The sequence below is a fragment of the Streptomyces sp. HUAS TT11 genome (assembly GCF_051553595.1).
Taxonomy (GTDB): Bacteria; Actinomycetota; Actinomycetes; order Streptomycetales; family Streptomycetaceae; genus Streptomyces.
The window spans coordinates 3,517,811-3,539,895 of sequence record NZ_CP196184.1 but is presented as its reverse complement, the minus strand read 5'-3'; the positions used below and the strand labels follow the sequence as shown (position 1 = coordinate 3,539,895).

Here is a 22,085-nt window from a genome sequence, read left to right as displayed (position 1 = left end):
CATCCCCTGTGAACGCGCTGCGCGGGCAGTCGACCCGCAGCTGTCCCAGGGGACTTCGTCCAACCCGGTCGGAACGCCCATCATCACACAAGTCGCTTGGTGATTCCCTGGATTGGCGAACCGAAACAGCAACTCTCCGCCACGTTCGGGATCATGGGCGGCTGCCGCGCCGTGCCGTGCGACTAGGACGCTTTCGCCTTGTCCGGGGGCGGGCTCTGCGGTGGTGTCGGCCGGAACAGTTCACCCCCGTCACGCCGCCCCCGTGTGCCCGGTCCGCCGTAGCTCGCGGGACCACCGTCCCCCGGGTGGCCGGGCCGGTCGGCGGTCCGGTGAGGGGCGTCGAGCAGGATGCCGCCGAGTGCGGCGCCGCCCGTCCACAGGCCCTCTGCGTAGGGGGTCCCGTACGCCCGCACGTCCCGCTCCGCGAGCTGCCGGGCCCGCCGGGCGAGCGTATCGGCCTCGCGGGCGTCGGCGAGGGCGTCGGCGGGTGACGGGACGGGCGGTGTCCCGGTGTTCCCGGCCGCGCGCAGCCGCAGCTCCGCCTCGGCGAGGCACGTCCGTGCCTCGCAGTGGACGGCACCGCGATGGGTCGTCACCTGGTCCGACGCGGCCCTCACGCTGCCGCGGGCGACGAGCAGGGCCCGCTGGAGCCGCGCAAGCGCGCGCGACCCGTCCGGCACCCGGTGCAGCGCCCGGTCCAGCCCCGTCGCCACCTGTTCGATCCGGCGCAAGGCGTCGACCGGGTCGTCCTGCGCACGGGCGCCCGGCGCGCCCTTCGGGCCGGGACTCCCGCCGCCCCTCTCCTCCCGCACCGCCGCCACCACCGACTCCCCGTGCGAGATCCGGCCGCGCAGATCCGCTCGGGCCGTCCCCTGGCCCAGCCCTGTCCGGGCGTCCGCCAGATCCGCCTCCGCGTCCGCCAGGGCGGAGGGCAGTTCCCCCGCCGCGGCGCTCAGGTCCGAGGCGAGCCGGGCGACACCGTCGAGGAGCAGCGCCGCCTGGTCGACGGCCGCCTCGGCCGCCCGCAGGGCGGCCACCGCCTCCTCCGTTCCGCCCCGGTCCAGCGCCTGCCGGGTCCGGTTGAGGCACGCCGTGGCGAAGACGAGCCGGTCCTTCGCCTCCTCGTCGTGGCCCGTCACCGGCAGATACGCGGAGAGAGCACGGCGCTCGCGCAGCCCGGCGAGCGTGCCGTCCGCCTCTGCGACCCGCGCCGTCAGCTCCCGGAACCGTGTCTCGGTGTGCTCCAGCGTCTCGGGCGCGGTGCGCTCCAGCGCGCGTATCTGGTCGAATCCGGCGGCCGCGGTGTCCAGCCGCAGCCCGGCCTCCTCGCACCGCGCGAGGATCTCCTCGAGCAGCACCCGCCCCCGGCCCTCCCCGTCGTCGAGCCGCCGGCGTACCAGGAACGCCTGGGCCAGTTCCGCTGCGGCGAACTCCAGTGCCTCGGCGGGCATACGCACCGCCTCGCTCCCCGACAGGGCCTCGGCCGCCCCGAGTTCCTCCCGGCTCGTGCGTACGCAGTCGTCGGTCCGGACGAGCAACCGCTGTGCCCGGCGGTCGAGTTCGTCCAGCGGAACGACGGCGGCCGCACCCGGTGTCGTGCGGGTCGCCGTACGGCGTATGCGCCGCACGGATGCGTACCCCGCCACGGCGACGGCGGCGACCACGGCGACCAGCGGGAGCACCAGGTCGGCGTCGGAGGTGGGGTTCCGTACGGTCCCGGTCACCGCGACCACGACCGCCGGCACCAGCACCATGGCGCACACGACCGGCACCCTCCGCACGGCGCGGTACACGGCGGCCCGGCGCGGCCGGCGTCGACGGTGGGTCGGCGTCACAGTTCGGAGCGTAGGGCCGATGGCGCCGCACCGCGAGCGGGGTGCGCCCGATGCGGCATGCCCGAACCTCCGGGAAACGCATGTGGTCCTCCGTGACGTCGGTGCCATGATCGGGAGAGAACGTCGAGGGGGCGTGATGCCGCACATCATCTCGCCGGGCGCCGTCCCGGCGGTCCCGGTCCGCCACGGCGCCGGCGCGTGCGCATGAAGCCCGCCCGGACCGCCCTCGGCCGCGACGACCTGGCGCCCCTCGCCCGCGCGGCACTCGGCCGCAGCCGTGTCCTCACCGAGGTGCGCCGGCTGCGCGGCGGCAGCAGGAAGGGCGTCTACCGCCTGGCCCTCGACGACGGCTCCACCGCGGTCGCCTATGTCTGGTCACCGGACGAGGACTACTGGGACGAGCAGGCCGCCGACCCCCGTGACCCCTTCTCGCACGCCTCGGGCCTCGGCCTGTTCAGCGCGGCGTACGAGCGCCTGGCGGCCGTGGGCGTCCGCACGCCCCGCCTGCTGCTCGCCGACCCCACCGGTACGCACCTCCCGGCCGACGCGGCGGTCGTCGAGGACGTCCCCGGCGGCAGCCTGGAGGCACTGCTGGAGCGCGACCCGTACGCGGCGGCGGCCACGCTGGCGGAGCTCGCCGGCGCGCTGGACGCGATGCGCGGCCACACCGCCCCCGCCTTCGGCAAGGTCGCCGTCGTCGACCGCGGCGGCAGCGCGTACGGCGGCTCGTGCGAGGCGGTCGTACGGGACCGCGCGCTACGGCACATCGAGGAGGCCGCGGACCGTGAGCCCCGTGTCGCGGCCGTACGGGAACGGCTCAGGGACCGCGTGCACGCGCTCGCCGCGGCCGTCCCCCCGCGCACCCGCCACTGCCTCGTCCACGGCGAACTCGGTCCGGACCACGTCCTGGTGGACGGCGAAGGCCGTCCGGTGCTGATCGACATCGAAGGCCTCATGTACTTCGACGTCGAGTGGGAGCACGTGTTCCTGGAGCTTCGCCTCGGCCCGCGCCACGCCGACCTGAAGCCCCGGGACCTGGACGGGGAGCGACTGCGGCTGTACCGGCTGGCCATGCACCTGTCGCTCGTGGCGGGGCCGCTGCGCCTTCTGGAGGGCGACTTCGAGGACCGGGGGCCGATGCGGGCGATCGCCGAGTACAACCTCCGGCGGGTGCTGGACGGTCCGGAGGACCGACCGCCGGGCATCGGCCTCCGCCGGGCCCGGCCGTCGGGTCCATGACGGCCCGCGCGGCCGTCGAGGTCGCGGGGCCGCACGGTCCGGCGTCCGCTACGAGGACCGCCTCCTGATCTTCGACCCCAGCCACACCAGCGGGTCGTACTTGCGGTCCACCGCACGTTCCTTCAGCGGGATCAGGGCGTTGTCCGTGATGTGGATGCCCTCGGGGCACACCTCCGTGCAGCACTTGGTGATGTTGCAGTAGCCGAGGCCGTGTGCGTCCTGGGCGGCGCGCTTGCGGTCCAGGCCCGTGTCGTCGGCCGCGTCGAGCGGGTGCATGTCCAGTTCGGCCATCCGCATCAGGAACCGGGGGCCCGCGAAGACCTGCTTGTTCTCCTCGTGGTCGCGCACCACATGGCAGGTGTCCTGGCACAGGAAGCACTCGATGCACTTGCGGAACTCCTGGGAGCGCTCCACGTCCTCCTGCATCATGCGGTACTCGCCCGGACCGAGGTCGGCGGGCGGCACGAAGGACGGGATCTCGCGCGCCTTGCGGTAGTTGAAGCCCACGTCCGTCACCAGGTCGCGGATCACCGGGAAGGCCCGCAGCGGCGTCACCGTGATCGTCTCGTCCCGGTCGAACACCGACATCCGCGTCATGCACATCAGCCGCGGCCGTCCGTTGATCTCCGCCGAACACGAACCGCACTTGCCGGCCTTGCAGTTCCAGCGCACGGCGAGGTCCGGTGCCTCGGTGGCCTGGAGGCGGTGGATGATGTCCAGCACCACCTCGCCGTCGTTGACCTCGACCTTGAAGTCCTCCAGGCCGCCGCCCTGCACATCGCCCCGCCACACCTTGAAACGGGCCTTGTAGCTGCTCACTCGTACAGCTCCTCTTCGGCGAGGTACTTGACCAGCTCCTCCTTCTCGAAGAGGGCGAGCAGATCGGGGCGGATGGGTTCGGTGGTCTCCGAGGCGAGGGTGATCTGGCCGCGGACCGGGTCGGTCGCCGCCAGCCCGCCGGTGGGGTCGGTGAGGGCGCACAGCAGATTGAGGCGGCGCCAGGCGCGCTCCATCGCCGGGTAGTCCTCACGCGTGTGGCCGCCGCGCGATTCGGTGCGCTCCAGAGCGGCCCGCGCCACGCACTCGCTGACCAGCAGCATGTTCCGCAGGTCCAGGGCGAGGTGCCAGCCCGGATTGAACTGCCGGTGCCCCTCGACGCCCGCCCTGCGCGCCCGCACCCGCAACTCCGCCAGCTTCTTCAACGCCTGCTGCATCTCCGACTCGCGGCGGATGATGCCCACCAGGTCGTTCATGGTCTGCTGGAGCTCCTGGTGGAGGGTGTACGGGTTCTCCGGCGGGCGGCTCCGCTCCTCGGCGTCCTCGCCGGGCACCGGTCCCTCGGCCGAGAACGGGCGCAGGGCCTCCGCCGCCGCCGTGTCCACCTGGACGTCGTCCACCGTGGGACGCGCCGCCAGCCCTGTCGCGTACCGGGCCGCGTGCAGGCCCGCGCGCCGCCCGAAGACCAGGAGGTCGGAGAGCGAGTTGCCGCCCAGCCGGTTGGAGCCGTGCATGCCGCCGGCCACCTCTCCGGCGGCGTACAGGCCCGGGACCCCGCGGGCCGCCGCCGTGTCCGAGTCGACGGCGACGCCGCCCATCACGTAGTGGCAGGTCGGGCCGACCTCCATCGCCTCGGCGGTGATGTCGACGTCGGCCAGCTCCTTGAACTGGTGGTGCATGGACGGCAGCCGGCGCCGGATGACCTCGGCGGGCATGCGGGTCGAGACGTCGAGGAAGACTCCGCCGTGCGGGGAGCCGCGCCCCGCCTTCACCTCGGCGTTGATGGCGCGTGCGACCTCGTCACGGGGGAGCAGCTCGGGTGGACGCCGGTTGTTGTCCGGGTCCTCGTACCAGCGGTCGCCCTCCTCCTCCGTCTCCGCGTACTTCTCCTTGAAGACGTCGGGGATGTAGTCGAACATGAACCGTTTGCCCTCGGAGTTCCTCAGGACTCCGCCGTCGCCGCGCACCGACTCGGTGACGAGGATCCCCTTCACCGAGGGCGGCCAGACCATGCCCGTGGGATGGAACTGCACGAACTCCATGTTCAGCAGCGGGGCCCCGGCGAGCAGCGCCAGCGCGTGCCCGTCCCCGGTGTACTCCCACGAGTTCGACGTCACCTTGAAGGACTTGCCGATGCCGCCCGTCGCGATGACGACGGCGGGCGCCTCCAGGACGAAGAAGCGGCCCGACTCGCGCTCGTACGCGAAGACGCCCGACACCCGGTCCCCGTCCTTGAGGATCCTGGTGACCGTGGACTCCTGGAAGACCTTCAGCCGGGACTCGTAGTCCCCGGTCTCCTTCTCGTCCTCCTGCTGGAGCGCCACGATCTTCTGCTGGAGGGTGCGGATGAGCTCCAGGCCCGTGCGGTCGCCGACGTGCGCGAGACGCGGGTACTCGTGGCCACCGAAGTTGCGCTGCGAGATGCGCCCGTCCTTCGTGCGGTCGAAGAGGGCGCCCCAGGTCTCCAGCTCCCAGACCCGGTCGGGTGCCTCCCGCGCGTGCAGTTCGGCCATCCGCCACTGGTTGAGGAACTTCCCGCCGCGCATGGTGTCGCGGAAGTGCACCTGCCAGTTGTCGTGCGGGTTGGCGTTGCCCATCGACGCCGCGATGCCGCCCTCCGCCATCACCGTGTGCGCCTTGCCGAACAGCGACTTGCAGATCACGGCCGTACGGGCACCCCGCTCCCGGGCCTCGATGGCGGCCCTGAGGCCGGCGCCGCCCGCGCCGACCACGATCACGTCCCACTCCTGCCGGTCGACCACGGACATCAGAAGAACCTCGGATCGTCGAAGGCGCCGGACGCCACCAGGTACACGTAGAAGTCGGCGAGCGCCACGCTGACCAGGGACGCCCACGCGAGGAGCATGTGCCGGGCGTTCAGCCGGCTGACGAACTGCCAGGCCCCGTAGCGCACCGGATGCTTGGAGAAGTGCTTGAGCTTGCCGCCGACGATGTGCCGGCAGGAGTGGCAGGACAGGGTGTAGGCCCAGATCAGCACGATGTTCACCAGGAAGACCAGGGTGCCGAGCCCCATGTGGCCCCAGCGGTAGTGCTCGTCGCGGAAGGCGAGCACGGTGTCGTACGTGAGCACACCCGCCACGAGGAGTGCCGCGTAGAAGAAGTACCGGTGGATGTTCTGCAGGATCAGCGGGAAGCGGGTCTCACCGCTGTATGTGCGATGCGGTTCCGCCACCGCGCAGGCCGGCGGCGACAGCCAGAAGCCGCGGTAGTAGGCCTTGCGGTAGTAGTAGCAGGTCAGCCGGAAGCCGAGCGGGAAGATCAGGATGATGATCGCCGGCGAGATGCCCCACCAGCTGCCGAAGAGGTCGGCGTTGGGGCCCGCGTGCATGGTCCGGCACCGCTCCGCCAGACACGGGGAGTAGAACGGCGAGACGTACGGCGCCGCGTAGTAGTCCGCATCGGCGAAGGCGCGCCAGGTCGAGTACACGACGAAGGCCAGCAGCCCGGCCGCGGTGGCGGCCGGTGCCAGCCACCAGCGGTCGGTGCGCAGATGCGGGGCGGTGATCGCGGCGCGCGTCCCGGTGCGCACGCCGCCGAGTGGATGGTCTTCCGTGCCGGGGGGTTCCGTATCAGTGGCCAACGCACCTTCTCCTCTGTCGGGGGCTCGGCTCGCCTACTCCGTCGGGACCGGGTTCCGCACCGGCTCAGGGGGCGTGCCGGTCACGGGCGCCGAGACCCTCGTCGTCGGAGTCCGTCCACAGCGTGCTGTCGTACGGGGTGTCGGGGATGGTGACGAGATCGGGCCGCCGGGTCGAGGCAGCGGTGGAGGCCGTCTCGCGCAGCAGTGCCACGCTCTCGCGCAGATGGTCGACGTCGGAGCGGACACGGCGTATGTCGAGCCCACCACCGCCGATCTGCTGCTCCAGCCGCCCCACCGACCGGCAGAGCTCGTCGAGGCAGCGCTGGACAGATGTCAGTTCGTCGTGCACGGACATGACGTGACCTCGCTTCCACGGGTCCTCGGGACCAGGGTGGCAACGCGCGTGCGCCTGCGAGTGTTGCGCGTCACACCGGCCGGTGTGAAGGGACGTGCAGTGATTGGCACCGGCGTGTCGCCGTGTACGAGTGCAAATTCGAATGGCCGGCCCGGCGGGGGCCGGAAGGGGTGCGGCCCTCCGGGGAAGGCGCGCGGCCCGGGTCCGGGGATCCGGCCGCCGTGAGTGTGTGAGCCAGTCGGGTGACCTTCCCGGCCCACGTCGTCGTGTCGCCGCACGGTCCTCAACTCCGTCCTCTTCAGTGGGCCCATAACATCTGATCAGATCCAAATACCCCAAACCGGATCATAACCCCGCTCATCGGGCGAGCGGCTCCCGGAGGTGGACGTGATGTCCCACGACGTCGTCGGACCGCGCGCGGTGCTGCGCTCGGCCGCATTCCTCACCGCGGGGGCCCTCGCGGTGTCCGTGCTCGCCGGGTGCAGCTCGGACGAGGAGAAGAGCAAGCCGGTCGCCGCGCAGGACATCGCCCCGGCTTCCCGCTCGCTGGTCTCGGACGGCGGAGTGCTGCGCTGGGCCGTCGACTCGGTACCCGCCACGCTCAACAGCTTCCAGGCGGACGCCGGCCCCGCGACCGCCCGTGTCGCCGGGGCCGTGCTGCCCTCGATGTTCCGCCTCGACGCGAACGGCCGCGCCCAGCTCAACCCGGACTTCCTGGAGTCCGCCAAGGTGGTGTCCACCGAGCCCAAGCAGGTGGTCGTCTACCGCCTCAAGCAGCAGGCCGTCTGGAGCGACGGCCGGGAGATCGGCGCCGATGACTTCGCCGCCCAGTGGCGTGCCCTCTCGGGGAAGGACAGCGCCTACTGGACCGCCCGCAACGCGGGCTACGACCGCATCGAGAAGGTCGAGCGGGGTGCGAACAACCTCGAGGTCAAGGTCACCTTCAGCAAGGCCTACGCCGACTGGAAGTCCCTGTTCTCGCCGCTGTACCCGAAGGACGTCATGGGCACCCCGGGCGGCTTCAACGACGGGGCGAGGAGGACGCTGAAGGTCACCGCCGGCCCGTTCGCCCTCCAGAAGGTCGACCAGAAGGCGGGCGAGATCACCCTCAGCCGCAATCCGCGGTGGTGGGGCAACCCCGCCAAGCTGTCCGGGATCGTGCTCGTGGCCGTCCCGCGCGACAAGCGGGCCGACGCGGTCGCCGCCGGCAAGGTCGACATCGCCGACGTCGACCCGGAGGAGGCCGGCCGGATCAAGGCCGCCGGCAGCTCCGCGCAGGGCTCCGCCGCGGACGACCAGCGCTATGTGGTGCGCAAGTCCCTCGAGCCCGCTTACACCCAGCTCGCCCTGAACGGATCCCGGGGGCCGCTCTCCGACGAGCGCGTGCGCCGGGCCGTGGCCCGCGCCATCGACCGCACCGAGCTGGCCGGACTGGTCCTCAAACCGCTCGGGCTGCCCGCCGTGCCGGTCGGCAGCCACCTCGCCCTCGCGGGGCAGGACGCGTACGCCGACAACAGCGGAGCCCTGGGGGACCAGGACACCAAGCAGGCGAAGGCGCTGCTGAGCGAGGCGGGCTGGGTGTCCGGCGGGCCCGTCAAGGAGAAGAAGACGGCGGGAACCGAGGCCAAGAAGCCGCAGACCTCGGCCGAGCCCACGAAGACGGCCGGCTCGGCGGCGCCCACCAAGACCGCCGGGGCGAGCCAGAACAAGAACGCGGACCGTCCGGCCGGGACCGCCGAGGACGACGGCAAGGGGTACCCGGGCAAGGACCCCGGGGACCACCCGAAGAAGCAGGGCGGAATGCCGGGGGCGTACGCGCCCGAAGGCACGGCCGCACCGGCAGGTGGCCCGGTCAAGACGTTCGCCAAGGACGGCAAGGCGCTGGAGCTGCGGTTCGTGCTGCCGTCCGGGGCCGGCTCCCAGAGCCTGCGGACGGTCGGCGACCGTATCGCGAGCATGCTGGAGAAGGTCGGCATCCGTGTGACGATCACCAAGGTCCCGGACGACAGCTACTTCAAGGACCACATCGCGTCCGGGGACTACGACATGGCGCTGTACTCGTGGCCCGCGTCCGCGTTCCCCGCGACCGACGCCCGGCCGATCTACGCCAAGCCGGTACCCGCGGCGGACGGCTCGCTGACCATCGAGCAGAACTACACGAGGGTGGGCACCGACCAGGTGGACCAGCTCTTCAACGAGGCGATGGTCACGCTGGACGAGTCGGACGAGCGGAGCCTGGTGCGCAAGGCGGACGCCCGCATCTGGGCCGTCGCCGGGTCGATTCCCCTCTACCAGCGCCCCCAGCTCATGGCGACCCGCGCGAACCTGGCCAACGCCGGTGCGTTCGGTTTCCAGACCCCGATCTACGAGGACATGGGCTTCCTGAAGAAGGGGGCGAAGCCGTCGGCGAGCCCCTCGTCGTGACCATGGGGGCGGGTGGTGCAGCGTGCCTGGTCGCAGGGCCTGACCTGTACCCGGCAAGCCCGGACGGCGGCCTCCCTTTACCATGGGACATGGCCGAGGCGCTGTTCAGCCCGGCAGGCCGGCGCTAACGATCGCGCAGGCCGTCCTCACACCCGGGAGTACGCCACATCATGGCCACGCGCCACGACATCCGCAACGTCGCCATCGTCGCCCACGTAGACCACGGCAAGACGACCATCGTCGACGGCATGCTGAAGCAGGCCGGTGCCTTCGCCGCTCACCAGCTCGAGCAGGTCGACGACCGCGTCATGGACTCGAACGACCTGGAGCGTGAGAAGGGCATCACGATCCTCGCCAAGAACACGGCGGTGAGTTACCACCCCAAGGACGGCGGGGACCCGATCACGATCAACATCATCGACACCCCCGGCCACGCCGACTTCGGCGGCGAGGTCGAGCGCGGTCTGTCGATGGTGGACGGAGTCGTCCTGCTCGTGGACGCCTCCGAGGGCCCGCTGCCGCAGACCCGCTTCGTGCTGCGCAAGGCGCTCCAGGCCCGGCTGCCCGTCATCCTGTGCATCAACAAGACGGACCGCCCCGACGCCCGTATCGACGAGGTCGTCAACGAGACGTACGACCTGTTCCTGGACGTGGACGCGGACGAGGACCAGATCGAGTTCCCGATCGTCTACGCCTGCGGCCGTGACGGTATCGCGTCCCTGACCAAGCCGGAGAACGGCACGGTCCCGGCCGACAGCGACAGCCTGGAGCCGTTCTTCTCCACGATCCTCGACCACATCCCGGCCCCGACGTACGAGGAGGACGCGCCGCTCCAGGCCCACGTCACCAACCTCGACGCCGACAACTTCCTCGGCCGTATCGCGCTGCTCCGCGTGGAGCAGGGCGAGCTGCGCAAGGGCCAGACCGTCGCCTGGATCAAGCGCGACGGTTCGGTCAGCAACGTCCGCATCAGCGAGCTGATGATGACCGAGGCCCTCACCCGCAAGCCCGCGGAGAAGGCCGGCCCCGGTGACATCTGCGCCGTCGCCGGTATCCCCGACATCATGATCGGCGAGACCCTCGCCGACCCGGAGAACCCCGTCGCGCTGCCGCTGATCACGGTCGACGAGCCCGCGATCTCGATGGTCATCGGTACCAACACCTCGCCGCTCGTCGGCCGGGGCGGCACCGGCAAGGGCGCCAACGTCAAGGCCACGGTCAAGGACCGCAAGGTCACCGCGCGCCAGGTCAAGGACCGCCTCGACCGCGAGCTGATCGGTAACGTCTCGCTGCGGGTCCTGGACACCGAGCGTCCGGACGCCTGGGAGGTGCAGGGCCGCGGTGAGCTGGCGCTCGCCATCCTGGTGGAGACCATGCGCCGGGAGGGCTACGAGCTGACCGTCGGCAAGCCGCAGGTCGTCACCAAGGACGTCGACGGCAAGGTCCACGAGCCCGTCGAGCGTCTGACGATCGACGTGCCCGAGGAGCACATGGGCGCGGTCACGCAGCTCATGGGCGTCCGCAAGGGCCGTATGGACAACATGTCCAACCACGGCTCCGGCTGGGTGCGCATGGAGTTCGTGGTGCCCTCACGCGGTCTGATCGGCTTCCGTACGGAGTTCCTGACCGGCACGCGCGGCACGGGTATCGCCCACTCCATCCACGAGGGCCACGAGCCCTGGTTCGGTCCCCTCCAGACCCGTAACAACGGCTCGCTGGTCGCCGACCGCTCCGGCAGCGTCACCGCCTTCGCGATGACCAACCTCCAGGAGCGCGGCACGCTCTTCATCGAGCCCGGCACCGAGGTGTACGAGGGCATGATCGTCGGCGAGAACTCCCGCTCCGACGACATGGACGTCAACATCACCAAGGAGAAGAAGCTCACCAACATCCGGTCGGCCACGTCGGACATCGCCGAGTCGATCGTGCCGCCGCGCAAGCTGTCGCTGGAGCAGTCCCTGGAGTTCTGCCGCGACGACGAGTGCGTCGAGGTGACTCCGGAGTCCGTCCGCATCCGCAAGGTCGTCCTCGACCAGCGTGACCGCGCCCGGGCCGCCAGCCGCGCCAAGCACGGCTGACGAGTTCCCCGAACGGCCGGGTCCCTCGTGGGGCCCGGCCGTCGTTTTCGGGCAGGGGATAGGGAAAACCCTGCATTCCGGTGAGGCACCTGTGTGAAGGGCTCGATGCGTCTACTCTGCTTGGCGACATGCGCCCGGTCGGCGCCGCTCGGGCTGCCGGAGTGACGAACTCGACACGGGTCCGTCCAGCGGAACGGGACGGCGTGTGCACTCTGCGTGCCGGGGTCGGGGCACGCTTCGACGCCCCTCCCGGACACTCATTCTAAAAGCAACCGGATTATGGGCCCCGACTGTCCGGAATGCGGACACCTCACACCGGTAGATGTGTAACAAGTCCGTTTCGCATGGATCTTTCGGGTAACGCTTTGTCCGGATTTTGGAAGAAGTACACGCCAGGTGTGATCGAACCGAGACCTTAGGAATGTGGTTCGGCCACGATTTCTGCCAGATAGTTAGGCGCGTAGAGCTCGGATCAATGGGTCATGCGCTGCTGGCGGCGCCGACTCACGAGCGCGGGGCACTTGACTATCCACAAAGCCGATGGCGGTGGCGTGTCATATGCCTCTCCATGTGGTGAACCATTGGACTCATGAGGAGGAACCCATGCGCGGTGCGAAGAGCGCCAAATGGGTCGCGATAGCCGCGGTTGTGGCGCTGGGCGTGACCGCCTGTGGTGGTGGCGGCGGAGACAAGGGCAGCGACAGCAAGGCCGCGATCGATCCGAACGGCAAGTTCTCGGTCGAGGTGGGCGAGCCGCAGAACCCTCTGCAGCCGGCCAACACGATGGAGTCCAACGGCAGCATCGTCATCAAGTCGCTCTTCTCGGGTCTCGTCGACTACGACGAGAGCGGCAAGATCGTCAACGTCAACGCGGAGTCCATCGACTCCAAGGACAACAAGACCTTCACCGTCAAGCTGAAGTCGGGCTGGAAGTTCCACGACGGCACCCCGGTGACGGCCGACTCCTACGTCAAGGCGTGGAACTGGGCGGCCAACCCGGCGAACAAGCAGACCAACAGCTTCTGGTTCTCCGACATCCAGGGCTACGACGACGTCGCCCCGGCCAAGGGTGCGCCGAAGGCCGACAAGCTGTCCGGTCTGAAGGTCGTCGACGACAGCACCTTCACGATCACGCTGTCGAAGCCGATCCCGTACTTCGTCTACAAGCTCGGCTACGAGGTCTTCGACCCGCTGCCGGAGTCCTTCTACAAGGACCCGAAGGCCGCGGGCGAGCACCCGATCGGCAACGGCCCCTACAAGTTCGTCAGCTGGCAGCACAAGAAGCAGATCGAAGTTGCCAAGTTCGCCGACTACAAGGGCCCGAACGCCGCGAAGAACGGCGGTGTGCTCTTCAAGAACTACACCAGCCTCGAGACGGCGTACGAGGACCTGAAGTCCGGCAACGTCGACGTCCTGCGCCAGATCGCGCCGAAGGACCTGCCCGTCTACAAGACGGACCTCGGCGACCGCGCGGTGGACAAGGCGTACTCGGCGATCCAGACCATCGCCGTCGCCTTCTACACCAAGCAGTGGAAGGACATCGACCCGAAGGTCCTCCAGGGCCTGTCGATGGCGATCGACCGCGACACCATCACGAAGACCGTGCTCCAGGGCACCCGTGAGCCCGCCACCGGCTGGGTCGCCAAGGGCGTCCTCGGCTACCAGCCGAACGCGGCCGGTGACGTCACCACGTACAACCCCGCCAAGGCCAAGGAGCTCATCCAGGCCGGCGGCGGCGTCCCGGGCAACGCCATCTCCATCCAGTACAACGCCGACGGCGGCCACAAGGAGTGGGTGGAGGCGGTCTGCAACTCCATCACCAAGGCCACCGGCGTCAAGTGCACCGGCGACTCCAAGGCCGACTTCCAGGCCGACCTGAACGCGCGTGACGCGCACCAGGTCAAGTCGCTGTACCGCTCGGGCTGGGTGCTGGACTACCCGTTCAACTCCAACTTCATCCGCGACCTGTTCGGCACCAAGTCGGACGGCAACCAGGGTGGCTTCTCCAACAAGAAGATCGACGACGAGATCGCCGCTGCCGACAGCGCGAGCTCGCTCGACGAGTCGGAGAAGAAGTACCAGGAGATCGAGAAGCAGCTGCCCGACTACATGCCGAGCATTCCGCTCTGGTACTACAAGGTCAACGCGGGCTACTCGGACAAGGTCACCGGCGTCGCGTACGCCCAGGACGGCGACCCGATCCTGACCGGCGTTCAGGTCAAGAAGTAACCGCAATCGACCGTTTGTCCCGGGGCGCGGTGGCACCGCGCCCCGGGGGACGGCAGTGGCCGGGGGGCCCTTTCCGCACGCATCGTCCTACGGTGCGCGGGGAAAGGGCCCGACGGCTGCCGCCGTGACTGACATGGAGGCACGATGGGGCGCTACGTCGCACGACGACTGCTCCAGATGATCCCGGTGTTCATCGGGACAACCTTGCTGATCTTCCTCATGGTCTACGCGCTGCCCGGTGACCCCGTACGAGGGCTGTTCGGTGACAAGGGCGGCAGCCCGCAGGTGATTGCGCAACTGAGGCATCAGTACGGTCTGGACCAGCCGATCCTGGTCCAGTACTGGCACTACATGAAGAACATGATCCTGCACGGCGACTTCGGCACGCAGATCGCCAGTGGCAGGCCCGTCACGGACGTGCTCGGTGACGCGTTCCCCGTCACCCTGCGGCTCGGTGCGCTGGCGTTCGTGATCGAGTTCGTCCTGGGCATCGCCCTCGGCATCACGGCCGGCCTGCGCGCCGGACGCGTCGCGGACAACGCGATCCTGCTGGTCACCCTGCTGCTGATCTCGGTGCCGGTGTTCGTCCTCGGCTACATCCTCAAGGTCGTCTTCGCGTTCAACCTGAACTGGTTGCCACCGAACGTCAATGACTCGACGAACATCAATGAGTTGTTGATGCCGGCCATTGTGCTGGCGACCGCGTCACTGGCGTATGTGACCCGGCTCACCCGTACGTCGATCGCCGAGAACCTTCGCGCCGACTACATCCGCACGGCCATCGCCAAGGGTCTGCCGAAGCGCCGTGTGGTGGGTGTCCACCTCATGCGCAACTCGCTGATCCCGGTGATCACCTACCTGGGTACCGACATCGGCGCGCTGATGGGCGGCGCCGTCGTCACCGAGGGGCTGTTCAACATCCAGGGTGTGGGTGGCACCATCGCCCAGTCGATCGTGCGCCGCGAGGGCACCACGCTCGTCGGCCTGGTGACCATCCTCGTCATCGTGTACCTCCTCGCCAACCTGCTGGTCGACCTGCTCTACGCGGTCCTTGACCCGAGGATTCGCTATGCCTGACGTGACCAAGACCGACCTCAAGAACGCTGTGGCGTCCGGTCCCCAGGCGGCGCTGGACCTGCCCGAGCCCAAGCCGGAGAAGACCCGCAGCCTGTGGGGCGACGCCTGGGGGGACCTGCGCCGGAGCTGGATCTTCATCGTCTCGTCGGTGCTGATCGTCATACTCCTGCTGATCACCTTCTTCCCGGGGTGGTTCACCGGAGTCGACCCGACCTCGGGCGACCTGGCCAAGCACTTCCTGCAGAAGCCCAGGCTGGGCAACATCGGCTCGCCGGACTGGCTGGGCTACGACCAGCAGGGCCGCAGCGTCTTCGCCCGAGTCATCTACGGCACCCGGGCCTCGATCGCCGTCGGCTTCGGCACCACCATCGCGGTGACGCTCGTGGGCGGCCTGGTCGGCATGATCGCCGGTTACTTCGGCGGCATCGTCGACTCGGTCCTGTCGCGACTGACCGACGTGTTCTTCGGTATCCCGTTCCTGCTCGGCACCATGGTCGTGCTCAACTCCTTCCAGGACCGCACGACCTGGGTCGTCATCGGCGCGCTGAGCTTCTTCGGCTGGACGCAGATCGCCCGTGTGATGCGCGGTGCGGTGATCACCACCAAGCAGGCCGACTATGTGCACGCCGCCCAGGCGCTGGGCGCGAGCACCCCGCGCATCATGTTCCGGCACATCCTGCCGAACACGCTGGCTCCGGTGATCGTCGTCGCCACCATCTCGCTCGGCATCTACATCTCCGCCGAGGCGACCCTGTCGTACCTGGGCCTCGGCCTGAACGGCGTTTCGTGGGGCAACGACATCTCGGACGGCGGCAACCAGATCCGCGTGGCGCAGTGGATCATGCTCTATCCGTCAATCATGCTCATCATCACTGTGCTGGCGTTCATCATGCTCGGTGAGGCGGTCCGCAACGCCCTCGACCCGAAGATGCGCTGAGGGAGGCGTACGTGACCACCATCGAAGAAGTCGTTCCCGTTCCCTCGCCGCGCGACGGCGGGACGGACGGCACCCCACTGCTCGAAGTGCGTGACCTGCACGTCGAGTTCCACACCCGTGAGGGCGTGGTCAAGGCCGTCAACGGCGTCAACTACAGCGTGAACGCCGGTGAGACGCTCGCGGTGCTCGGTGAGTCGGGCTCCGGCAAGTCCGTCACCGCCCAGGCGATCATGGGCATCCTCGACATGCCGCCGGCGAAGATCCCCCAGGGGGAGATCCGCTTCCGCGGCCAGGACATGCTGACCATGTCCGGTGAGGACCGCCGCAAGATCCGCGGACAGCGGATCGCCATGATCTTCCAGGACGCGCTCAGCTCGCTGAACCCGGTGCTGAGCGTCGGGTACCAGCTCGGCGAGATGTTCCGGGTCCACCAGGGCCTGTCCAAGAAGGAAGCCAAGGCCAAGGCGATCGAGCTGATGGACCGGGTGAAGATCCCGGCCGCGGCCGCCCGCGTGAACGACTACCCGCACCAGTTCTCGGGCGGTATGCGTCAGCGCATCATGATCGCGATGGCTCTGGCCCTGGAGCCGGACCTGATCATCGCCGACGAGCCCACCACGGCTCTCGACGTGACGGTCCAGGCGCAGGTCATGGACCTGCTCGCGGAACTCCAGCGCGAGTACAACATGGGCCTGATCCTGATCACCCACGACCTCGGCGTCGTCGCCGACGTCGCCGACAAGATCGCGGTGATGTACGCGGGCCGGATCGTGGAGCGTGCCCCGGTCCACGAGCTGTACAAGCGTCCCGCGCACCCGTACACGCGGGGTCTGCTGGACTCGATCCCGCGCCTGGACCAGAAGGGCCAGGAGCTGTACGCGATCAAGGGTCTGCCGCCCAACCTGCTGCACGTCCCGAGCGGCTGCGCCTTCAACCCGCGCTGCCCCAAGGCCCAGGACGTGTGCCGTACCCAGGTCCCCGACCTGCTGCCGGTCACCGAGCAGGACGGCACCGAGCTGGTGGGCCGCGCCTCGGCATGCCACTTCTGGAAGGAGACGATCCATGGCTGAGCTCAGCAAGACCGACGAGCCGCAGGACGCCACGCCGAACGTCTCCGAGGTGGACGTCGTCGACGCGCGGACCGAGGAGGAAGCGGTCCACGCGATCGAGGCCCCCGTCGAGCGCGGCGAGCCGATCCTGCAGGTGCGCAACCTGAAGAAGCACTTCCCGCTCACCCAGGGGATCCTGTTCAAGCGGCAGATCGGTGCCGTCAAGGCGGTCGACGGTGTGTCCTTCGACCTGCACCAGGGCGAGACCCTGGGCATCGTGGGCGAGTCCGGCTGCGGCAAGTCCACGGTGGCCAAGCTCCTGATGAACCTGGAGCGGGCCACGGCGGGCGAGATCTTCTACAAGGGCCAGGACATCACCAAGCTGTCCGGACGCGCCCTGAAGGCCGTGCGCCGGAACATCCAGATGGTGTTCCAGGACCCGTACACCTCGCTCAACCCCCGTATGACGGTGGGCGACATCATCGGCGAGCCCTTCGACATCCACCCCGAGGTGGCGCCGAAGGGTGACCGGCGGCGCAGGGTCCAGGAACTCCTGGACGTCGTCGGCCTCAACCCCGAGTACATCAACCGCTACCCGCACCAGTTCTCCGGCGGTCAGCGCCAGCGCATCGGCATCGCCCGCGGCCTCGCGCTCAACCCGGAGATCATCATCTGCGACGAGCCGGTCTCCGCACTGGACGTGTCCGTCCAGGCTCAGGTCATCAACCTGATGGAGCGACTGCAGGACGAGTTCAACCTCTCCTACATCTTCATCGCGCACGACCTGTCGATCGTCCGGCACATCTCGGACCGTGTGGGCGTGATGTACCTCGGCAAGATCGCCGAGATCGGCTCGGACGAGCAGATCTACGAGCACCCGACGCACCCCTACACACAGGCGCTGCTCTCGGCGGTTCCCGTGCCGGACCCGGAGGCCCGCGAGGACCGCGACCGGATCATCCTCACCGGTGACGTGCCGTCGCCGGCCAACCCGCCGTCCGGTTGCAGCTTCCGCACCCGCTGCTGGAAGGCTCAGGAGAGGTGCGCCTCGGAGGCTCCGCTCCTGGCGATTCCCGAGCGTTTCAAGGGAGCAGCGGACTCGCCGGCGGCCCACGAGTCGGCCTGTCACTTCGCCGAGGAGAAGGACGTCGTCCACGCCGCCTGATCCCTGGTCGACCACGGTTCCCGGCACACCTCGTCCGAGGTGTGCCGGGAACCGGCGTTCCGGGGCCCGTACGACATCGTCGGGCCCCGGCGAAACGCCGGCGGGGCGTGTCTACGCGGTCACGCCCGCCCGCGCCCAGTGGCAGGCGACCTGGGCCCCCGCCCCGCCGTCCAGCACCTCCAGATCCGTGGTGCGGCACGCGTCCGCGACGCCGGCCGCCTCCGCCTCCCCGCCCGCCAGAATCTGGCAGCGGGCGTGGAAGCGGCAGCCGGACGGGATGCGGGCCGGGTCCGGGGGCTCGCCGGTCAGGACCACCGGGGCGCCCGGTGCCTCCGGGAGCACCGACAGCAGAGCCTGGGTGTAGGGGTGACGGGGGGCTGTGAGCACCTGCTCCACGTCGCCCGTCTCCACGATGCGGCCCAGGTACATGACCGCGACCCGGTCGGCGATGTTCCAGGCGAGACCCAGGTCGTGGGTCACGACCAGCGCGGACAGGCCCAGTTCGGCCCGCAGCCGCAGCAGCAGCGCGAGGATCTCACCGCGCACCGAGGCGTCCAGCGAGGCCACCGGCTCGTCGGCGACGATGAGTTCGGGCTCGAGGACCATCGCGCCCGCGATGACGACCCGCTGACGCTGGCCGCCGGAGAGCTCGTGCGGGTAGCGCAGGAAGAACCGCTCGGGCGGCCGGAGCCCGGCCCGGTTCAGCGCCTCGGTGACGGCGGCCCGCTCGTCACCGCCGTGACCGTGGATGCGCAGCCCCTCGGCCACCGCGTCATAGACCGTGTGCCGAGGGTTCAGCGAGCCGCTCGGGTCCTGGAGCACCAGCTGGACCCGCTTCCGGTACGCCTTCAGGGCACGGGAGGAGTAGTCGAGCGGGGTTCCGTCGAACGTGACGCGTCCCGCGGTCGGGGGGACGAGGCCGAGCAGAGAACGGGCCAGCGTCGTCTTGCCGCACCCCGACTCGCCGACCAGCGCCACGATCTCGCCGGGCCGGATGTGCAGGTCCACGCCGTCCACCGCCCGGGCGGGCGGCGTGCCGTGCCGGCCGGGAAAGGTGACGTGCAGGCCCTCGACACTGATCAGTGGGGCGGTCGTCATGAGGTGCTGCTCCTCACGTCTGCTTCCTCCTCGGTCACCGCGACGCCCGGCGCCACGTGTACGCAGGCCGCCCGCCGCCGCTCTCCCGCCTCCCGCAGGGCCTGGTCCTGAGTGGCGCAGACGTCCAGCACGACCGGACAGCGGGGATGGAAGGCGCATCCGGGCGACAGCGCCGCCGGGTCCGGCGGATCGCCCGGCAGCCCGCGGGGCGCGAACCGCGACGCCGGGTCGCCGATCCTCGGGAACGCCTCCGACAGCGCCCTGCCGTAGGGGTGGCGGGCGTCGTCGTAGACCTGCCGTGCGGGCCCCTCCTCGACCACCCGGCCCGCGTACATCACGGCCAGGCGGTCGCAGGTGTCGGCGAGTACCGCGAGATCGTGGCTGATCATGATGAGGCCCAGGTCCTGATCGCTGACCAGACGCTCGATCAGACGGAGGATCTGGGCCTGGATCATCACGTCCAGCGCGGTGGTCGGCTCGTCGGCGACGATCAGGCGCGGGTCGCAGGCCAGCGCCATGGCGATCATCACGCGCTGCCGCTGACCGCCGGAGAGCTCGTGCGGGTAGGCGTTCGCACGCGCTGCGGGCAGGCCCACGTGCTCCAGGAGCTCGCCGGTCTTCCTCTTCGCGCCCGCAGCGGTCGCCTTGCGGTGCAGCAGGATGGGCTCGGCGATCTGGTCGCCGATGCGATGGACGGCGTTCAGTGAGTGCATCGCACCCTGGAACACGATGGAGGCGCCGGCCCAGCGCACCGCGCGCAGCCGGCCCCACTTCATCGTGAGCACGTCCTCGCCGTCGAGCAGGATCTCGCCGCCGGTCCGCGTCCCCGGCGGCAGCAGCCGCAGCAGCGCGAGCGCCAGCGTGGACTTGCCGCAACCCGACTCGCCCGCGACACCGAGCTTCTCGCCCGCGGCGAGGGAGAGGTCGACGCCCCGTACGGCGGCCGCGCCGCCCGGGTAGGTCACCTCGAGGTTCCTGACATCGAGCAGACTCAACGGGACACCCCCAGCCTGGGGTTGAGGACGGACTCGACCGCACGCCCGCACAGCGTGAACGCCAGGGCGACGATCGCGATGGCGATGCCCGGCGGCACGAGATACCACCAGTCGCCCGAGCTGACCGCCCCCGCCTCCCTCGCGTCCTGCAGCAGCCCGCCCCACGAGACGATCGTGGGGTCACCGAGTCCGAGGAACGCGAGTGTCGCCTCGGCGAGGATCGCGGTCGAGATGATCAGCGTCGTCTGGGCGAGCACCAGCGGCATGACGTTGGGCGCCACATGGCGCGACATGATGTGCCAGTGGCCGCCGCCCAGCGCCTTCGCGCGCTCGATGTACGGCCGTGACTCCACCGCCAGCGTCTGCGCCCGCACCAGTCTCGCGGTCGTGGGCCACGTCGTGACCCCGATCGCCAGGATGATCGTGCCCAGCGAGCGCGACATCACGGTGGCGAGCGCGATGGCGAGCACCAGTGTCGGCATCACCAGGAACCAGTCCGTGATCCGCATGATCACGGTGGCGTACCAGCCGCGGAAGTGCCCGGCGGTGACACCGATGAGCGCCCCGATGGCCACCGACAGAACGGCCGCGAGCAGCCCGACGAGCAGTGAGACGCGCGACCCCCAGACGACCAGACCGAGCAGGTTGCGCCCGAACTGGTCCGTGCCGAGGGGGAAATGGAGGCTCGGACTCTCCAGCGGCTCACCGGGTGCGTCCGTCACGCTCTGCACGTCGGAGCCGACCGTCAGCGGCGCGGTCAGGGCGACCAACGCGAACAGCACGAGTGCGGCGAGCCCGAAGAGGCCCGCGCGATGGGTGCGGTACTCCCGCCAGAAGCGGGCGGCAGCGGCGCGGCGCCGCTGCCGGGCGAGGGCGCGGGGGGCGGAGGTCGTGGCGGTTTCGGCGGTCATCGGCCCACCCTGGGGTCGAGCAGCGGATAGAGCAGGTCGGCGAGGGTGTTCATCACGATCACCGCGGCCGCGAAGACGAAGAACAGGCCCTGCACGAGCGGCAGGTCGGGCACGCTCAGCGCCTGGTAGAACAGCCCGCCGAGACCCGGCCAGGAGAAGACGGTCTCCACCAGGATGACGCCGGCGACGGTTCGGCCCAGATTGACGAAGACCAGTGTCACGGTGGGCAGCAGCGCGTTCGGGACGGCGTGCCGGCGCCGTACGAGATCGTCCCTGAGGCCCTTGGCGCGCGCGGTCGTCAGATAGTCGCTGCCCATTTCGTCGAGCAGCGCCGAGCGGGTGACGAGCAGCGTCTGCCCGTACTCCACCGCCACCAGGGTGACGACCGGCAGGACGAGGTGGTGGGCGACGTCCAGGACGTAGGCGAAGCCCTCCTCGCCGCCCGATTCCATGCCACCGGTCGGGAACAGCCCCGGGACAGGGCCCACCCCGACCGACAGCACGATGATCAGGAGCAGTCCCAGCCAGAACGACGGGATCGAGTAGAGGGTCAGGGCCAGACCGGTGTGGAGACGGTCGCCCGGTCCGCCGTGCCGCCACGCCGAGCGGGTGCCGAGGTACACACCGAGTGCCGTGTACAGGACGAAGGCCGTTCCGGTGAGCAGCAGGGTGTTGGGCAGGGCTTCGGTGATCTTGTCGAGGACGGGCGCCCGGAACTGGTACGAGGTCCCGAGATCGCCGGTCAGCGCCTTGCCGCAGTAGTCCGTGAACTGCTGCCACAGCGGCAGGTCGAGCCCGAACTCCCGGCGGTAGGCGGCGATCTGCTGGGCCGAGACCGGGCGTCCTCCGGTCATGAACTTCACCGGGTCGCCGGGGATCAGCCGGAAGAGGAAGAAGCTGGTGACGAGGACGGCGAGCAGGGAGACGGCGGCGCCGGTCAGCTTGCCCGCCACATAACGCAGATACGCGGTGGTGGTACGCGCGCGTGGCCCGCGGCCCGCCGCGGACCCGGTGTCTCCCGGGTCTGCGGCGGGCCCCTCGACCAGCGCGGGTGTCGCTTCAGCGGTCATGAGCACTCACTCGGTCGGTGGCCGG

The 22,085-nt window shown here is 69.8% G+C and carries 17 protein-coding genes; 8 read left to right on the top strand and 9 right to left on the bottom strand.

Annotated features, from left to right (window positions below):
• Positions 1-182 precede the first annotated feature (182 nt).
• Positions 183-1,835: a TPM domain-containing protein gene (locus ACSHXN_RS15780; protein ID WP_355134400.1), complete on the bottom strand. Its 1,653-nt coding sequence runs from the start codon at positions 1,833-1,835 to the stop codon at positions 183-185.
• Between the two features lie 204 nt (positions 1,836-2,039).
• On the opposite strand from ACSHXN_RS15780, the gene ACSHXN_RS15775 reads away from it, so the two are divergent.
• Positions 2,040-3,074: a phosphotransferase family protein gene (locus ACSHXN_RS15775; RefSeq protein WP_438306468.1), complete on the top strand. Its 1,035-nt coding sequence runs from the start codon at positions 2,040-2,042 to the stop codon at positions 3,072-3,074.
• Positions 3,075-3,122: 48 nt separating this feature from the next.
• On the opposite strand, the gene ACSHXN_RS15770 is transcribed toward ACSHXN_RS15775, so the two are convergent.
• The 4 genes from ACSHXN_RS15770 to ACSHXN_RS15755 all read right to left on the bottom strand — a co-directional run bounded on the left by ACSHXN_RS15770 (position 3,123) and on the right by ACSHXN_RS15755 (position 7,027).
• The gene (locus tag ACSHXN_RS15770; RefSeq protein ID WP_355134398.1) at positions 3,123-3,893 is read right to left on the bottom strand and encodes a succinate dehydrogenase/fumarate reductase iron-sulfur subunit; all 771 of its coding nucleotides are present in this window, start codon (positions 3,891-3,893) and stop codon (positions 3,123-3,125) included.
• Complete coding sequence (locus ACSHXN_RS15765) at positions 3,890-5,839, bottom strand: fumarate reductase/succinate dehydrogenase flavoprotein subunit (RefSeq protein ID WP_438303260.1); 1,950 nt, start codon at positions 5,837-5,839, stop codon at positions 3,890-3,892. Before ACSHXN_RS15765 ends, ACSHXN_RS15770 begins: the two co-directional genes overlap by 4 nt.
• A complete protein-coding gene (locus ACSHXN_RS15760; RefSeq protein ID WP_355134394.1) occupies positions 5,839-6,672 on the bottom strand; it encodes a hypothetical protein in 834 nt (277 codons plus the stop codon). Before ACSHXN_RS15760 ends, ACSHXN_RS15765 begins: the two co-directional genes overlap by 1 nt.
• Before the next feature lie 64 nt (positions 6,673-6,736).
• Positions 6,737-7,027 carry a hypothetical protein gene (locus ACSHXN_RS15755; protein ID WP_355134392.1) on the bottom strand — a complete coding sequence of 97 codons (291 nt, stop codon included), beginning with the start codon at positions 7,025-7,027 and terminating at the stop codon, positions 6,737-6,739.
• 390 nt (positions 7,028-7,417) lie between these two features.
• Here ACSHXN_RS15755 and ACSHXN_RS15750 point away from each other — a divergent pair, with 390 nt between their 5' ends.
• The 7 genes from ACSHXN_RS15750 to ACSHXN_RS15720 all read left to right on the top strand — a co-directional run bounded on the left by ACSHXN_RS15750 (position 7,418) and on the right by ACSHXN_RS15720 (position 17,986).
• A complete protein-coding gene (locus tag ACSHXN_RS15750) occupies positions 7,418-9,451 on the top strand; it encodes an ABC transporter family substrate-binding protein (protein ID WP_355134390.1) in 2,034 nt (677 codons plus the stop codon).
• A 170-nt stretch (positions 9,452-9,621) separates the two neighbouring features.
• Positions 9,622-11,529, top strand: coding sequence for a translational GTPase TypA (gene typA / locus ACSHXN_RS15745; RefSeq protein ID WP_355134388.1), 1,908 nt, complete (start codon positions 9,622-9,624; stop codon positions 11,527-11,529).
• 603 nt (positions 11,530-12,132) lie between these two features.
• A complete protein-coding gene (locus ACSHXN_RS15740) occupies positions 12,133-13,758 on the top strand; it encodes a peptide ABC transporter substrate-binding protein (RefSeq protein ID WP_355134386.1) in 1,626 nt (541 codons plus the stop codon).
• A 144-nt stretch (positions 13,759-13,902) separates the two neighbouring features.
• Positions 13,903-14,835, top strand: coding sequence for an ABC transporter permease (locus ACSHXN_RS15735; RefSeq protein ID WP_355134384.1), 933 nt, complete (start codon positions 13,903-13,905; stop codon positions 14,833-14,835).
• Complete coding sequence (locus tag ACSHXN_RS15730) at positions 14,828-15,772, top strand: ABC transporter permease (RefSeq protein WP_355134382.1); 945 nt, start codon at positions 14,828-14,830, stop codon at positions 15,770-15,772. The genes ACSHXN_RS15735 and ACSHXN_RS15730 overlap by 8 nt, the downstream gene beginning before the upstream one ends.
• A gap of 11 nt (positions 15,773-15,783) precedes the next feature.
• Entirely contained in the window at positions 15,784-16,842 is a 1,059-nt protein-coding gene (locus tag ACSHXN_RS15725) for an ABC transporter ATP-binding protein (protein WP_355134380.1), read from the top strand.
• Complete coding sequence (locus tag ACSHXN_RS15720) at positions 16,835-17,986, top strand: ABC transporter ATP-binding protein (protein WP_355134378.1); 1,152 nt, start codon at positions 16,835-16,837, stop codon at positions 17,984-17,986. The genes ACSHXN_RS15725 and ACSHXN_RS15720 overlap by 8 nt, the downstream gene beginning before the upstream one ends.
• 111 nt (positions 17,987-18,097) lie before the next feature.
• Here ACSHXN_RS15720 and ACSHXN_RS15715 read toward each other — a convergent pair whose 3' ends face one another.
• The 4 genes from ACSHXN_RS15715 to ACSHXN_RS15700 are packed head-to-tail and all read right to left on the bottom strand — an operon-like array spanning position 18,098 to position 22,060.
• Positions 18,098-19,084 (bottom strand): ABC transporter ATP-binding protein, encoded by a 987-nt coding sequence (locus ACSHXN_RS15715; protein ID WP_356296522.1) that lies wholly within the window; start codon positions 19,082-19,084, stop codon positions 18,098-18,100.
• A complete protein-coding gene (locus ACSHXN_RS15710; RefSeq protein WP_355134374.1) occupies positions 19,081-20,079 on the bottom strand; it encodes an ABC transporter ATP-binding protein in 999 nt (332 codons plus the stop codon). The genes ACSHXN_RS15715 and ACSHXN_RS15710 overlap by 4 nt, the downstream gene beginning before the upstream one ends.
• Entirely contained in the window at positions 20,076-20,990 is a 915-nt protein-coding gene (locus ACSHXN_RS15705) for an ABC transporter permease (protein ID WP_356106696.1), read from the bottom strand. The genes ACSHXN_RS15710 and ACSHXN_RS15705 overlap by 4 nt, the downstream gene beginning before the upstream one ends.
• Positions 20,987-22,060: an ABC transporter permease gene (locus tag ACSHXN_RS15700; RefSeq protein ID WP_355134370.1), complete on the bottom strand. Its 1,074-nt coding sequence runs from the start codon at positions 22,058-22,060 to the stop codon at positions 20,987-20,989. Before ACSHXN_RS15700 ends, ACSHXN_RS15705 begins: the two co-directional genes overlap by 4 nt.
• Between the last annotated feature and the right edge of the window lie 25 nt (positions 22,061-22,085).